14 protein-coding genes are annotated in these 13413 nt (G+C 74.7%); 11 read left to right on the forward strand and 3 right to left on the reverse strand.

What is annotated here, in order from left to right:
* Positions 1–46: 46 nt before the first annotated feature.
* Both EDJALFJO_RS26595 and EDJALFJO_RS26600 read right to left on the reverse strand, forming a co-directional pair.
* The gene (locus tag EDJALFJO_RS26595; RefSeq protein ID WP_198950675.1) at positions 47–592 is read right to left on the reverse strand and encodes an SAV_6107 family HEPN domain-containing protein; all 546 of its coding nucleotides are present in this window, start codon (positions 590–592) and stop codon (positions 47–49) included.
* 8 nt (positions 593–600) lie between these two features.
* The gene (locus EDJALFJO_RS26600) at positions 601–1014 is read right to left on the reverse strand and encodes a DUF6504 family protein (RefSeq protein ID WP_088289348.1); all 414 of its coding nucleotides are present in this window, start codon (positions 1012–1014) and stop codon (positions 601–603) included.
* Positions 1015–1430: 416 nt separating this feature from the next.
* Here EDJALFJO_RS26600 and EDJALFJO_RS26605 point away from each other — a divergent pair, with 416 nt between their 5' ends.
* The 4 genes from EDJALFJO_RS26605 (at position 1431) to EDJALFJO_RS26620 (ending at position 6361) form a co-directional block, all read left to right on the forward strand.
* Entirely contained in the window at positions 1431–2729 is a 1299-nt protein-coding gene (locus EDJALFJO_RS26605) for a Fic family protein (RefSeq protein ID WP_088289349.1), read from the forward strand.
* A gap of 205 nt (positions 2730–2934) precedes the next feature.
* Positions 2935–3651 carry a succinate dehydrogenase cytochrome b subunit gene (locus EDJALFJO_RS26610; RefSeq protein WP_198950676.1) on the forward strand — a complete coding sequence of 239 codons (717 nt, stop codon included), beginning with the start codon at positions 2935–2937 and terminating at the stop codon, positions 3649–3651.
* 14 nt (positions 3652–3665) lie between these two features.
* Positions 3666–5621, forward strand: a complete 1956-nt coding sequence (locus EDJALFJO_RS26615; RefSeq protein WP_088289390.1) for a fumarate reductase/succinate dehydrogenase flavoprotein subunit — start codon at positions 3666–3668, stop codon at positions 5619–5621.
* Complete coding sequence (locus EDJALFJO_RS26620) at positions 5618–6361, forward strand: succinate dehydrogenase/fumarate reductase iron-sulfur subunit (protein WP_088289351.1); 744 nt, start codon at positions 5618–5620, stop codon at positions 6359–6361. The genes EDJALFJO_RS26615 and EDJALFJO_RS26620 overlap by 4 nt, the downstream gene beginning before the upstream one ends.
* Before the next feature lie 48 nt (positions 6362–6409).
* Here EDJALFJO_RS26620 and EDJALFJO_RS26625 read toward each other — a convergent pair whose 3' ends face one another.
* Entirely contained in the window at positions 6410–7126 is a 717-nt protein-coding gene (locus EDJALFJO_RS26625) for a hypothetical protein (RefSeq protein ID WP_088289352.1), read from the reverse strand.
* Positions 7127–7247: 121 nt separating this feature from the next.
* Here EDJALFJO_RS26625 and EDJALFJO_RS26630 point away from each other — a divergent pair, with 121 nt between their 5' ends.
* The 7 genes from EDJALFJO_RS26630 to EDJALFJO_RS26660 all read left to right on the forward strand — a co-directional run bounded on the left by EDJALFJO_RS26630 (position 7248) and on the right by EDJALFJO_RS26660 (position 13275).
* Positions 7248–7772 (forward strand): YbaK/EbsC family protein, encoded by a 525-nt coding sequence (locus EDJALFJO_RS26630; protein ID WP_233150048.1) that lies wholly within the window; start codon positions 7248–7250, stop codon positions 7770–7772.
* A 1-nt stretch (position 7773) separates the two neighbouring features.
* Positions 7774–8529, forward strand: coding sequence for a monooxygenase (locus tag EDJALFJO_RS26635; protein WP_088289353.1), 756 nt, complete (start codon positions 7774–7776; stop codon positions 8527–8529).
* Positions 8530–8538: 9 nt separating this feature from the next.
* Positions 8539–9150 carry a DUF4126 domain-containing protein gene (locus tag EDJALFJO_RS26640; RefSeq protein ID WP_088289354.1) on the forward strand — a complete coding sequence of 204 codons (612 nt, stop codon included), beginning with the start codon at positions 8539–8541 and terminating at the stop codon, positions 9148–9150.
* 65 nt (positions 9151–9215) lie between these two features.
* Complete coding sequence (locus tag EDJALFJO_RS26645) at positions 9216–10103, forward strand: carotenoid biosynthesis protein (protein WP_088289355.1); 888 nt, start codon at positions 9216–9218, stop codon at positions 10101–10103.
* Complete coding sequence (locus EDJALFJO_RS26650; RefSeq protein ID WP_233150049.1) at positions 10100–11221, forward strand: glycosyltransferase family 2 protein; 1122 nt, start codon at positions 10100–10102, stop codon at positions 11219–11221. Before EDJALFJO_RS26645 ends, EDJALFJO_RS26650 begins: the two co-directional genes overlap by 4 nt.
* A gap of 42 nt (positions 11222–11263) precedes the next feature.
* The gene (locus EDJALFJO_RS26655) at positions 11264–11710 is read left to right on the forward strand and encodes a hypothetical protein (protein ID WP_088289356.1); all 447 of its coding nucleotides are present in this window, start codon (positions 11264–11266) and stop codon (positions 11708–11710) included.
* The gene (locus EDJALFJO_RS26660) at positions 11707–13275 is read left to right on the forward strand and encodes an NAD(P)/FAD-dependent oxidoreductase (protein WP_088289357.1); all 1569 of its coding nucleotides are present in this window, start codon (positions 11707–11709) and stop codon (positions 13273–13275) included. Before EDJALFJO_RS26655 ends, EDJALFJO_RS26660 begins: the two co-directional genes overlap by 4 nt.
* Positions 13276–13413 lie beyond the last annotated feature (138 nt).

Here is a 13413-nt window from a genome sequence, read left to right on the forward strand (position 1 = left end):
CTTCCGGTTCTCTCCTACGTGACAGGTGGGCTGACGAGCAGGTGGGTCACGTGCAGGTCGGCAGCGCCCCCGGCAGCACCGGCTGGTAGGGCATGCCGAGCACCGTCTCCACGACGTGGTGGAAGGTCTCGGAGTCGCGCAGGAGGTCGTCGGCGTCGCGCGCCGAGATCCCCTCGCCCCGGCCGGCCTCGATGGCGGCGCGCCGGGTCGCGGTCGCGGCGAAGAAGGCCGCCCACTCGGTGAGCTCGGGGGCGACCCTGGGGAGGATGTCCCAGACGCTGCGGGGACCGCCCCGGGTCGTCGCCCGCCCCCGGACCGCGAGCACCGCGGCCCCGGCCCGCAGCGCCGCGAGGTGCGCCGCGACGTAGCGCTCGCCGCAGCTGCGGGCCGCGCAGGCCTGGAGCAGCCCCGCCCGGGACCGTTCGAGCAGCATGCGTGCGGCCACCGAGACGGGTGGACGGTCCAGAGTGCTCACCGGCATGTCGGCCTCCTGGTCGGCGGGCCCTGCGCCGCCGGTCGTGTCCTGCATCGGGTCGTTCGGGTCGTTCGGGTCGTGCTCGTGCGGGTCGTCGGGCCCGCTCCTGCCGCTCACGACGCACGTCAGTCCGCGACGCGGACGAGGCGCCACCCGTCGGCCCGCGCCCCCTCGCGGCAGAGGTCGAAGACCCCGGTGCCGTGGACCCGGCCACGGCTCGCCTCGACCCGCCACACCTCGCGCTCCGGGGCGAGCGCGACCCGGGGGCCGCGCACCTCCTGCTCGTCCCCCTCGTGCTCGTCCCCCTCGCGCGGCACCACGCCCGGACCGGTGCCCGGACCCGCGCCCCCCGGACCGTGCTCGTCGCCGTCCCCGTGGACCGCCCGCGCCGCCGCGGACGCCCACCAGGCCCGGCGCTCGCGCCAGTGCCCGAGGACGTCGCGGACGACGTAGAGCCGGCCGTGCCACAGGAAGCTCCCCGGTCGTTCGCCGTCCGGTGCAGGACGGACCTCGACCGGTTCCTCGTACCGTCGGACCATTGCGGTGCCTCCCCTCGTGAGTGCGCGCCGGGCGTCGTCGACGTCGGTGTCGACGGGTGCCGGCGACGCCGTGGGGAAGACGGACGCCGGTGCCCCACCCGGCGGGCGCGCTTCCCCACACGCCCGCCGGATGAGACCCGTTGGTCACGGCCCGTGGCACGGCGGGGTCGAGTCGCCGTGCCACGGACCGCTCGCCCGGCGGGTCCGCGATCCCACCAGGCGTTCGAACACGCGTTCGAACGATTTCGACTGTACACCGCCCCCGGCCGGGGCTCAACGGCTTGCGCACCTCCGCCGGGACGGCCGGGCGTGTCGCCGCAGGAGACACGCCCGGATCGCCCGGGAACCGCTGGAAACGTCACTCCGACCGTGCTGTACTTACACTTAGGCACGACAAACGTCAGCGAGGAGGAGTGATGGTGACACTTTCCGCCGCCGGCGCCGCTGACCCCGTGGCCGACCCGGTCACCGACCACGCCGCCGATCCGGGGCCGGAGCCGTGGCCCGCCGTCGCCGGCCAGCCCCGCACCTGGGAGTGGCCCCGGCACGGCCCCAAGCCTCCCCGGGGGGACCGACAGTTCCGCGAGTTCGAGGCCGCGGTGCCGCCCGCGATCGGCGAGCGGCCCGTCCGCCCGGGTCCCGAGGCCCGGGCCGCGCTGGCCGCCGCGACCGAGGCGGTCGCCGTCCTCGACCGCTCCGCGACCGTCGACCTCACCGCCCTCGCCGGCGCCCTGCTGCGCTCGGAGTCCGTCGCGTCGTCCCGGATCGAGCACCTGCGCGCCTCCCAGCGCGAGGTCGGGCTCGCGATGCTCCGCGGCGGCGACCCGCGCAGCGCGGCCGCGCACGTCGCGGCGAACGTCCGGGCGATGACCCTCGCCGTGGCCCGCGCCGCCGACGGCGGCGACACGACCGTCGACGACGTCCTCGACGTCCACCGCACGCTGCTCGCCGACGACCCCGAGCAGTCCGGCTGGGCCGGCCACCTGCGCACCGTGCAGAACTGGGTCGGCGGCTCGTTCCACTCCCCGCGCGGCGCCCTCTTCGTGCCGCCGCAGCCCGGCCTCGTCGCCCCGCTCATGAACGACCTCGTCCGGTTCTGCAACCGGGTCGACGTCGACCCGGTCGCCCAGGCCGCCGTCGCCCACGCGCAGTTCGAGACGATCCACCCCTTCACCGACGGCAACGGCCGCACCGGCCGGGCGCTCGTCCACGTCCTCCTGCGCCGCCGGGGCCTGGTCCGCACGACGGTCGTGCCGGTCTCGACGGTGCTCCTCGCGGACGTCGACGCGTACTTCGCGGGGCTGGCCGACTACCGGGCCGGCCGGCTCGACGTCTGGCTCGCCCGGTTCGCGGCGGCGACGTCGCACGCGGCGTCCGCCGGGCTGCGGCTCGCGCTCGACCTCGCCGAGGTGCGCGGCGCGTGGTGGGACGCCGCCCGGCCGCGGCGCGGGTCCGTCGGCGCGGTGCTCCTCGAGGCGCTCCTGCGCCAGCCCGTCGTCGACATCGACACCCTCCGGGTGCTCGCCGAGGAGGGCGGCGCCGACGGCGCCGTCGCGGACAAGAACCTCTACCGGGCCGTCGACCGGCTCGTCGGGGCCGACGTCCTCGCCGAGGTCTCGGGCGGCTCCCGCAACCGGGTCTGGGCGGCGGTCGACGTCCTGGACCTCCTCGAGCGTTTCGAGACCGACCTCGGACGGCGGCGGGCCCCGCTGTGATGTCGAACAGCTGTGACGTCGGCCGGCTGTGACGTCGGCCGGCTGTGACGTCGGCCGGCGGTACAGCAGCGGCGCCCGGCGGCCCCGCGCACAGACCCACGGACCCCGCCACCGGGACGGACGTGGCGAATTCCACGACGTCCGCACGCGTGTTCCGGGTCCCCGGTCCTGGTAGTCACCCCCGGTGCGCACATAATGTCCACTCGTGGCCACCCAGACCCTGAGCTCCCGGAAGACCGGAGCGCGACGCACGACCGTTGCGATGAAGCTGCTCATGGCGTCGACCGGTGGGTTGTTCGTCTTCTACGTGCTCGCGCACATGTACGGCAACCTCAAGGTCTTCGCCGGGCAGGACGCCTTCGACACCTACGCCCACCATCTCCGGACCATCGGAGAGCCGATCCTCCCGTACGCGGGCTTCCTGTGGCTCTTCCGGGTCGCCCTGATCCTCGCGCTCGTCGGGCACGCGTACTCGGCCTTCTACCTGTGGAGCAAGGCGAGCGGTGCGCGCAGCACGCGCTACGCCGTCAGCGCCGCGAGCCGGATGGCCTGGAAGTCGCAGACGATGCGCTGGGGCGGGGTCGCGCTCCTGCTCTTCCTCGTCTGGCACCTGATCCAGTTCACGATCGTCAAGGTCAACGTCAACCCCGACGTCAAGGACGCCACGATCGGCGACAGCCCCTACGCGCTCGTCGTCGCGAGCTTCCAGGTCTGGTGGGTCGTCGTGATCTACCTCCTCGCGCTGGCAGCCCTCGGGCTGCACCTGCAGCATGGGGTGTGGAGCGGTGCCCAGACGCTGGGGTGGACCAACTCCCCGCGGGCCCGACGGACGGCGAAGACGACCGCGTACGCGATCGCCCTCGTCACGACGATCGGCTTCGCACTGCCTCCGCTGTTCATCCTGTTCGGCGTCGTGGACTGATGGGACCGACCGACATGACCGACCGCACCGCAGGGCTGTTCGTCGAGGGCGAGCCCATCCATGACACCAAGGCCCCGGCCGGGCCGATCGAGACCCGCTGGAGCCGGCGCAAGTTCGAGGCCAAGCTCGTCAACCCGGCGAACCGGCGCAAGCTGTCGGTCATCGTCGTCGGCACCGGCCTGGCCGGTGCCTCGGCGAGCGCGACGCTCGGCGAGGCCGGCTACGTCGTGAAGTCCTTCTGCTACCAGGACTCCCCGCGCCGCGCGCACTCGATCGCGGCCCAGGGCGGCATCAACGCGGCGAAGAACTACAAGGAGGACGGCGACTCCGTCTTCCGTCTCTTCTACGACACCGTCAAGGGCGGCGACTACCGCGCCCGCGAGTCGAACGTGTTCCGGCTGGCCGAGGTCAGCACGAACATCATCGACCAGTGCGTCGCCCAGGGCGTCCCGTTCGCCCGCGAGTACGGCGGCCTGCTCGACAACCGCTCCTTCGGCGGCGTCCAGGTCTCCCGGACGTTCTACGCCCGCGGCCAGACGGGCCAGCAGCTCCTCATCGGCGCCTACCAGGCCCTGCAGCGCCAGGTCGCGGCCGGCTCGGTCGAGGTCTTCACCCGGCACGAGATGCTCGAGCTGGTCATCGTCGAGGGCCGGGCCCGCGGGATCATCGTGCGCGACATGGTGAGCGGCGAGATCGAGACCCACCTCGCCGACGCCGTCGTCCTCGCGACCGGCGGCTACGGCAACGTCTTCTTCCTCTCGACGAACGCCATGGGCTGCAACGTCACCGCGACCTGGCGCGCGCACCGCAAGGGCGCGCTCTTCGCCAACCCGTGCTTCACGCAGATCCACCCGACGTGCATCCCGGTCTCCGGGGAGCACCAGAGCAAGCTCACGCTCATGAGCGAGTCGCTGCGCAACGACGGGCGGATCTGGGTCCCGAAGGACCCGGCGGACCGGGACAAGGACCCGCGGCAGATCCCCGAGGAGGCCCGCGACTACTACCTCGAGCGGATCTACCCGTCGTTCGGCAACCTCGTGCCACGGGACATCGCCTCGCGCGCCGCGAAGTACCAGTGCGACGAGGGCAAGGGCGTCGGCCCGGGCGGCCTCGGCGTGTACCTCGACTTCGCCGACGTCATCGCGCGCCTGGGCGTCGACACCGTCAAGGCCCGCTACGGCAACCTCTTCGACATGTACGCCCGGATCACCGGCGAGAACCCGTACGAGACGCCGATGCGGATCTACCCGGCCGTGCACTACACGATGGGCGGGCTCTGGGTCGACTACGACCTGCAGTCGACGATCCCCGGCCTCTTCGTGGCCGGCGAGGCGAACTTCTCCGACCACGGGGCCAACCGGCTCGGGGCCTCGGCCCTCATGCAGGGCCTGGCGGACGGCTACTTCGTGCTGCCGAACACGATCCGCGACTACCTCGCGGCCGGCCCCTTCCCCACCGTCGCGCAGGACGCCCCGGAGGTCGTCGAGGCCCGCTCGGCGGTGCAGACCCGGATCGAGGGCTTCCTCTCGAGCAACGGGTCGCGCACCGTCGACTCCTTCCACCGCGAGCTCGGCCACATCATGTGGGAGTACTGCGGCATGGAGCGCAGCGAGGAGGGCCTGCTCGAGGCGATCAGCCGGATCCGCGCGTTGCGCAAGGAGTTCCAGGACGACGTCCGGGTGCTCGGCGCCAACGAGCAGGTCAACGCCTCGCTCGAGAAGGCCGGCCGGGTGGCCGACCTCATCGACCTCGGCGAGCTCATGTGCATCGACGCCCTCCAGCGCCGCGAGTCCTGCGGCGGCCACTTCCGGGTCGAGTCCCAGACCGAGGACGGCGAGGCGCTGCGCCACGACGACGAGTACGCCTACGTCTCGGCCTGGCAGTACAGCGGCGAGGACGGCCCACCGGTCCTGCGCAAGGAACCCCTCGTGTACGAGTTCGTCGAGATGAAGCAGCGGAGCTACAAGTGAAGATCACTCTTCGGATCTGGCGCCAGGCCGGCAAGGACGCGCCGGGCCGGCTCGTCAGCTACCAGCGCGACGACGTCTCGCCGGACATGTCCTTCCTCGAGATGCTCGACGTGCTCAACGAGGACCTCATCGCCAAGGGCGAGGAGCCGGTCGAGTTCGACAGCGACTGCCGCGAGGGCATCTGCGGCATGTGCGGCCTCGTCATCAACGGCGAGCCGCACGGCCCGCAGGTGACGACGACGTGCCAGCTGCACATGCGCTCGTTCGAGGGCTGCGACTCGATCACCATCGAGCCGCTGCGCGCGGACGCGTTCCCGGTGCTGCGCGACCTCGTCGTGGACCGCAGCCCGCTCGACCGGATCATCCAGGCGGGCGGCTACGTCTCGGTGAACACCGGCTCGGCCCCCGAGGCGCACTCCCAGCTCGTGCCGAAGGTGCACGCCGACCGGGCGTTCGACGCCGCGGTCTGCATCGGCTGCGGCGCCTGCGCCGCCGCCTGCCCGAACGCCTCGGCGATGCTCTTCCTCGGCGCCAAGGTGACCCACCTCGGCGAGCTCCCGCAGGGCCAGCCGGAGCGCGACGCCCGTGTGGTGAACATGCTCAACCAGCACGACGAGGAGGGCTTCGGCGGCTGCACGAACGTCGGCGCCTGCGCCACGGCGTGCCCGAAGGAGATCCCGCTGGACGTCATCAGCCAGCTCAACAAGGACCTGCGCCACTCCCTCGTCAAGGGGCTGTGACCTCCGCGCAGGAGCACCCGCGCACCTCACCGCTGCGGCACGACCCGGTCAGAAGCCGAGGTCGTGCCGCAGCGGCGTGTTCACCCGGAACCACGCGCCGAGGGCGTCGAGGTCCCGGACCGGGGTCCGGAAGCGGACGACGACGTCGGTGACGCCGTCCCCGGTGAGACAGGCGAGGACGAGCCCGTCGCCCGCGAGCGACCGCACCGAGACCGCCGACGTGCCCGTCGGCCCGCCCCGGGTACCGGCGAGCACGCGCAGCTCGGTCTGGTGCTCACGCTCGAGGTGCTCGGCGACGCCGAGCAGCCGGACGGTCCAGGGGTCCGGCCGGGCGGCACGGAACAGCGCCTGCGGCACGGCCCGCCGGACGACGTCCCCGGTCGCCGACCGCTCGACGAGCTGGACCCGCTCGGCACGCACCGGGGCGGCGACGAGCCCGTCGACGTCGGTCATGCCCGGGCAGTCGCACCCGTCGGACCGCGACAGGTCGCCCAGCGGGACGTCCCGCAGCGGCACGACCGGCCCGCACCGGCCGCCGACGACGAGCTCCCCGAGGGCCCGGTCGTGGGCCCGCCACCGGACCTCGACCGGCAGCCCGGCCCAGCCGCCGGGACGACGGTCCACGACGTAGACGTCGCCGTCCTCGTCCGCGACGACGGCGACCGGCTGCCCGACGCCCACCGCGCCGGCCCGGACCGCGACCCGCGTGGCGGCGGCGAGGATCGTCCGGGCCCGGGCGGCCACGGGGACCGGTGCACCCTGCATGGTTCCTCCTCATAGTTAGGTAAGGCTTACCTAACTAATCATGCGGGCATCGCAGGCCGCAAGGGAGGGCAATCCGGCACCTCGCGCGCGCGTCCCGCCGGGACGTGGCTAGCCTGGCGACGTGACGTCCCCGATCTCCTCCGGCCCCGGCGAGCTCGACGACCACCCGTCCGTGAAGCGCGTGCGCGGCGTCCTCGCCGAGCGCGGCGCGTCCGGCGCGATCGTCGTCCTCGGCGACCACGCGCGGACGGCGCCGCTCGCCGCCGAGCAGCTCGGCGTCGGCGTCGCGCAGATCGCGAACTCGCTCGTCTTCGCCGTCCCGGACGACACCGCGCCCGGCGGCCGGCGGCCGCTGCTCGTGCTCACGTCCGGGGCGCACCGGGTCGACACCGCGAAGGTGGCCGCGCTCGTCGGTGCCCCGCGGCTCGACCGGGCCGACGCCGACTTCGTCCGGGAGACAACGGGTTTCGCGATCGGCGGGGTGGCCCCGGTCGGGCACACCAGCCCGGTCCAGACCCTCGTCGACACCGACCTCGCGCAGTTCGACGAGGTGTGGGCGGCCGGCGGCCACCCGCGCACGGTCTTCCCGACGACGTACGACGAGCTCGTCCGGATCACCGGCGGCACCCCCGCAGACGTCGCCTGACATGTCCGACGCGGACGGCGACACAGGCGGCGACATAGGCGGCACAGCCCTCCCCCTCGTCACCCTGACGTTCTGGGGCGTCTCGGCGTCCGCGGTCCCCGGTGCCGTCTCCCGGATGGCGCTGGACCGCCGGCACCTGCGCCGCGCCCCCGGCCTGCAGTTCGCCAAGCTGCTCGGCACCGGGGACGGGCGGACCTTCACCGTCCGGGACGCCGACCCGAAGCACTGGGGCCTGCTCGCCGTGTGGGACTCGCCGGAGGCCGCCGCGGAGTTCGCGGGCGGGGTGACCCACCGGCGCTGGGAGTCCCTCGCCGCCGAGCGTCTCGACCTCGTGCTCCGGCCGATCGCCGCGCGCGGGCTCTGGGCCGGGCGGGCCCCGTTCGGCGACCCCGCCCCGCGCCGCGTCGAGGGCCCGGTGGCGGCCCTGACCCGGGCCCGGATCCGTACGTCGAAGGCCCGCACGTTCTGGCGCTCGGTACCGCCGGTCTCGGCCGACCTGCACGCGAGCGAGGGCCTGCTGCTCGCCGTCGGCATCGGTGAGGCCCCGGTCGGCCTGCAGGGCACGTTCAGCCTGTGGTCGTCGTCGGCGATGCTCAACGACTTCGCCCACCGCCGGGCACCGCACGCCGAGGCCGTCGCCCGCACGGCGAGCGTCGGCTGGTACGCCGAGGAGCTGTTCGCCCGCTTCGAGGTGCTCTCCGCGCACGGCGCGTTCGCCGGCGTCCGGTACGACGACCTGCTCGCCGCCAAGCCCTAGGCTTGCGCCATGGAGGCGTTGCCCTGGGTCTTCAGCTCGGGCTGGGCGAGCGGCATCAACAGCTACGCCGTCGTGCTGCTCCTCGGGCTCGCCGGCCGGTTCCTCGGGGTCGAGGACGTGCCGCACGCGCTGACCCGCACCGACGTCCTCGTCGCGGCCGGGGTGCTCTTCCTCCTCGACACGGTCGCGGACAAGATCCCCTACGTCGACTCGGTGTGGGACGCCGTGCACACGGCGATCCGGCCGACGATCGGCGCGATCCTCGGCGTCCTCATCGCGGGCGACGCGTCGACCCCCGAGCAGGCCTTCCTCGCGGTGACCGGCGGCACCTCGGCGCTCGTGAGCCACCTCGTCAAGGCCGGGCTGCGGGCGGTCGTCAACACCTCCCCGGAGCCCGCGAGCAACATCGTCGTGAGCACGGCCGAAGACGTCACCGTCGCGGGCGTGGTCTCGATCTCGCTGCTCAACCCGTGGCTCGCGGCCGGGATCGCCGGCGTCCTGCTGCTCGTCGGGCTCGTCGTCGTGCTGCTCCTGCTCGGCCGGGTCCGGCGGTACCGCCGCGAGCGGCGGGAGCGTCGCGCCCGGGCCGCGGCAGGTGCCCCGCCCGCGGGCGGCCCCTGAGGCACGCCAGCCCGCCGGTGGTCCTCGGCGGGTGGGTCCCGGGTCCGCACGCCTAGACTCCGGCCGTGGACGGTTCGGCGACGACGCACCCGCGCAGGGCCCCGGCAGGTGCCGACGGCCCGGCCGGGCCGCACGGCACCGGCGGCGCGGCCCGTGCCCTCCCGCACGTCCTCCCGCTCGTGCTGGCCGGGGCCGTCGTCCTCGCGCAGATCAGCTACCCGCTGCTGTCCGGCGAGGCGCTGCGGCTCTCGACGATCGTCACGGTGCTGCTCTTCGCGACGGCGTCCCTCGTGCACGCGGCGACGACGCGCGGGGCCCGGGCGGCGCTCGCCGTCCTCGTCGTCGCGGGCGGCCTCGGGCTGCTCGCGGAGACCGTCGGCGTCCGCACCGGCGTCCCGTTCGGGGAGTACGCCTACGCGGACAGCCTCGGCACCAAGGCGCTCGGGGTCCCCGTCGTCGTCCCGCTGGCCTGGACGATGATGGCCTGGCCCTGCCTGCTCCTCGGCCGGCGGCTGGCCGCGGGGCTCCCCGGCCGAGCCGCACGCCGGGCCGCGACCGCGGCCGCCGGCGGGCTGACCCTCGCCGCGTGGGACCTCTACCTCGACCCCCAGATGGTGGCGGCCGGGCACTGGACCTGGCGGTTCCCCGAGCCCGCGCTGCCCGGCGTCCCCGGGGTCCCGCTGACGAACTACGCCGGCTGGGTGCTCGTCGCGCTCGTCATGGTCGCGGCGCTCGACGTCGTCGTCCCGCGGTCCGCGCCGGACGCCGACCCCGGTGCGCAGGCGCGCGCCGACCTCGTCCCCGCCGCGCTGCTCGCCTGGACCTGGCTCGGCTCGGGGCTGGCGAACCTCGCGTTCTTCGACCGGCCCGCCGTCGCCGGGTACGGGCTCCTCGCGATGGGTGTGTGCGCCGGCCCCTACCTCGTCCGGGTGGTCCGGGAGGTGCGACGGTGAGCCGGCTGTGGCGGCGCCTCGTGTGGGCCGGCAGTCTCGGCTCGGCCGCGCTCACGGCGCACTCCCTGGTGAACATGCGGACCCTGCGGGTGCCGGACGACGACCCGCCGCCGGTGGACGAGCGGGTCAGCGTGCTCCTGCCGGTCCGCGACGAGGCGGCGCACGTCGGCCGCTGCCTGGCGTCGGTGCTCGAGCAGGTCGGGGTCGGGGACCTCGAGATCCTCGTCCTCGACGACGGCTCGACGGACGGCACGGCGGACGTCGTCCGGCAGGTCGCCGGTGACGACCCGCGGGTGCAACTGCTCACCGGCACACCTCCCCCGGCCGGCTGGCTCGGCAAGCCGAACGCGTGCGCGCGGCTCGCGGAGGCGGCGTCCGGCTCGGTGCTCGTCTTCCTCGACGCGGACGTCCGGCTCGCACCGCACGCCGTCGCCGCGACCGTCGACCTGCTGCGCCGGACCGGCCTCGACCTCGTGAGCCCGTACCCGCGCCAGCTCGCGCGCACCCCCGCCGAACGGCTCGTCCAGCCGCTCCTGCAGTGGTCCTGGCTCACGACGCTGCCGCTGCGGGTCGCCGAGTCGTCGCCGCGCCCGTCGCTGGCCGCCGCGAACGGCCAGCTCCTCGCGGTCGACGCGGCGACGTACGCGAAGGCCGGCGGCCACGGCGCGATCCGCGGCGAGGTCCTCGACGACATCGCGCTCCTGCGCGCGGTCAAGGCCGTCGGCGGCACCGGCGGCGTCGTCGACGGCTCGCACCTCGCGACGTGCCGGATGTACGACGGCTGGGCCGCCGTCCGGGACGGCTACTCCAAGTCGCTGTGGTCGGCGTTCGGCTCCCGCGCGGGAGCCGCGGCGACGGTCGGGGGGCTCGGCGTCCTCTACGTCGTCCCCGCCGTGGCCGCCCTGCGAGGCTCCCGGGTCGGCCTCGCCGGCTACGTCGCGGCGGTCGCCGGCCGCTACGCGGTCGCCGAGCGCACCGGTGGCCGCTCGTTGCCGGACTCCTTCGCCCACCCCGCGTCGGTCGCCGTCCTCGGCTGGCTCACCGCGCGGTCCTGGCGCCTGCACGACGCGGGCGCCCTCACCTGGAAGGGCCGGGCGCTGCCCGGCGGAGACGGATGACCCGACCCATGACCCCGAACCGCCGTCCCGTGCCCGTTCTCGGTGCCGTCCTCGCCCCGGCCCGGGGACCGCACGGTCGGTGCCGCTGTCGCAGCCGGCGAGGACGACGGCGAGCACGGGGACGAGGACCGGGGCGAGGACGGCACCGAGAACGGGCACGGGACGGCGACCGCGGGCCTCATGGCCGGCTTCCCCACCGACGTCATCCCGCTGCTGCCCGGGGCGACGGTCACCGCGAGCGCCGTGCGGACGTCCGGTGACCGGCTCGAGGTGTCCCTCAGCGGGACGTCCACGAAGTCCGCCGACGCGATCCTCGCGTTCTACGACAAGACGTTCCGCAAGCAGGGCTTCGAGTCGACCGACGGCCGCACCCTGGCCCCCGGCACCGGCGGCCGGATCTACGCGCGCGGCGACGAGGTGCTGCTCGTCGCCGTCGAGGGCGCCGGCGCCAGGCGCTCGTTCAGTGTCGGCGGGACCGTGCAGCGGTGAGCCGCGTCGCCGTCGTCGGCGCGGGCCTCGGGGGTCTCGCCGCCGCCGCCCGGCTCGCCCGGCTCGGCCACGACGTGACGGTCCTCGAGCAGGCCGCGACCGTCGGCGGCAAGCTCGGCCGGTACGCCCGCGACGGCTTCGTCTTCGACACCGGGCCGCACCTGCTCACGCTGCCGGCCGTCTACCGCGACCTGTTCCTCAAGACCGGCGGCCCGCTCGAGGACGCCGTCGACATCGCCCCCGTCGACCCCGCCGCGCACTACCGGTTCGCGGACGGCACCGAGCTCGACATGCCGAACGTGTCCCGGGCCCGGATCGCCGCGGCCTGGGACGACGCGGTCGGCGGCGGCGCGGGCGCCGACTGGACCTCCTTCATGGAGCGCGCCGCGCGGATCTGGGACGCGACCCGCGAGACGTTCCTCGAGTCCCCGCTCGACGGCGCCCGCTCGCTCGTCGCGCAGTCTCGCCGGGTCAGCGACCTGCGGACCATCGCGCCCTGGCGGTCGCTGCGCGGCCTGGGCCGGCAGTACCTGCGGCACCCGCACCAGCGGACCTTCCTCGACCGCTACGCCACCTACACCGGCTCCGACCCGCGCCGGGCCCCGGCGGCCCTGGCGACCGTGCCGTACGTCGAGCAGGCGTTCGGCTCCTGGTACGTGCCGGGCGGGATGCGGGTGCTCCTCGACGCCGTGCACGCCCGGGCCCTGGAGTGCGGTGCCCGGGTGCGCACCGGCGCCGACGTCACCCGGATCTGTGTCGACGCCGGGAAGGTCAGCGGCGTCCGGCTCGTCGACGGCGAGACCGTCGCCGCGGACGTCGTCGTCGCCAACGCCGACGCCGCGCACCTCTACCGCGACCTCGTCCCGCCGGACGTCGCGGCCCCCGCGCTGCAGGCGCTGCGCCGCACCCAGCCCTCGCTGTCGGGCGTCGTCCTGCTCCTCGCGCTGCGCGGCCGCACGCCCGGGCTGCGGCACCACACGGTGCTCTTCGGCGACGACTACGACGACGAGTTCGACTCGATCTTCGGCACCGGGCCGCACCGGCTCTCCGGACCGCGGGCGGTCCCGGACCCGACGATCTACGTCAGCGCCCCCGACGACCCGGCGCTGCGGCCGGGCCCGGACACCGAGGCCTGGTTCGTCCTCGTCAACGCCCCGCGGCACGTCGCCGACGGCACCCCGGACCCGGGGGCGAGCCGCATCCTCGGCCGGCCGAGCGGCATCCTCGGCCGGCCGAGCGGCATCGACTGGGACGCGCCCGGCTTCGCCGACGCCTACGCGGACACCGTCCTCGACCTCATGGCCGCCCGCGGGCTCGACGTCCGGGACCGGCTGCTGTGGCGCGTCGTCCGCACCCCCGCCGACCTCGAGCGGGACACCCGCAGCGTCGGCGGCTCGATCTACGGCACGAGCAGCAACGGCGCCCGCGCGGCGTTCCTGCGCCCGGCGAACCGCTCCCCGGTGCCGGGGCTGTTCCTCGTCGGCGGGTCGTCCCACCCCGGCGGCGGCATCCCGCTCGTCGGGCTGTCCGCCGCGATCGTCACCAAGCTCGTCGGGCCCGCCTGACGCCGTCCTGGTCCACCGGGTGTGGTCGTCCCGCCGGTTCTGCGGGTGGGTCCTCTGGTGGGTTCTGCACGCTCTGCGGGCGTCCTCTGGTGAGTGACGCACGCTTCGGGTCGCGTCCTCTGGCGGGATCTGCACGCT

This window comes from Kineosporia sp. A_224 (genome assembly GCF_002198655.1).
Taxonomy (GTDB): Bacteria; Actinomycetota; Actinomycetes; order Actinomycetales; family Kineosporiaceae; genus R-H-3.

Excerpts from the sequence above, each read along its gene's own strand:
- EDJALFJO_RS26600 (WP_088289348.1), bottom strand. The coding sequence starts at position 1,014 with ATGGTCCGACGGTACGAGGAACCGGTCGAGGTCCGTCCTGCACCGGAC.
- EDJALFJO_RS26615 (WP_088289390.1), top strand. The coding sequence starts at position 3,666 with ATGACCGACCGCACCGCAGGGCTGTTCGTCGAGGGCGAGCCCATCCAT.
- EDJALFJO_RS26625 (WP_088289352.1), bottom strand. The coding sequence starts at position 7,126 with ATGCAGGGTGCACCGGTCCCCGTGGCCGCCCGGGCCCGGACGATCCTC.
- EDJALFJO_RS26640 (WP_088289354.1), top strand. The coding sequence starts at position 8,539 with ATGGAGGCGTTGCCCTGGGTCTTCAGCTCGGGCTGGGCGAGCGGCATC.
- EDJALFJO_RS26605 (WP_088289349.1), top strand. The coding sequence starts at position 1,431 with ATGGTGACACTTTCCGCCGCCGGCGCCGCTGACCCCGTGGCCGACCCG.
- EDJALFJO_RS26635 (WP_088289353.1), top strand. The coding sequence starts at position 7,774 with ATGTCCGACGCGGACGGCGACACAGGCGGCGACATAGGCGGCACAGCC.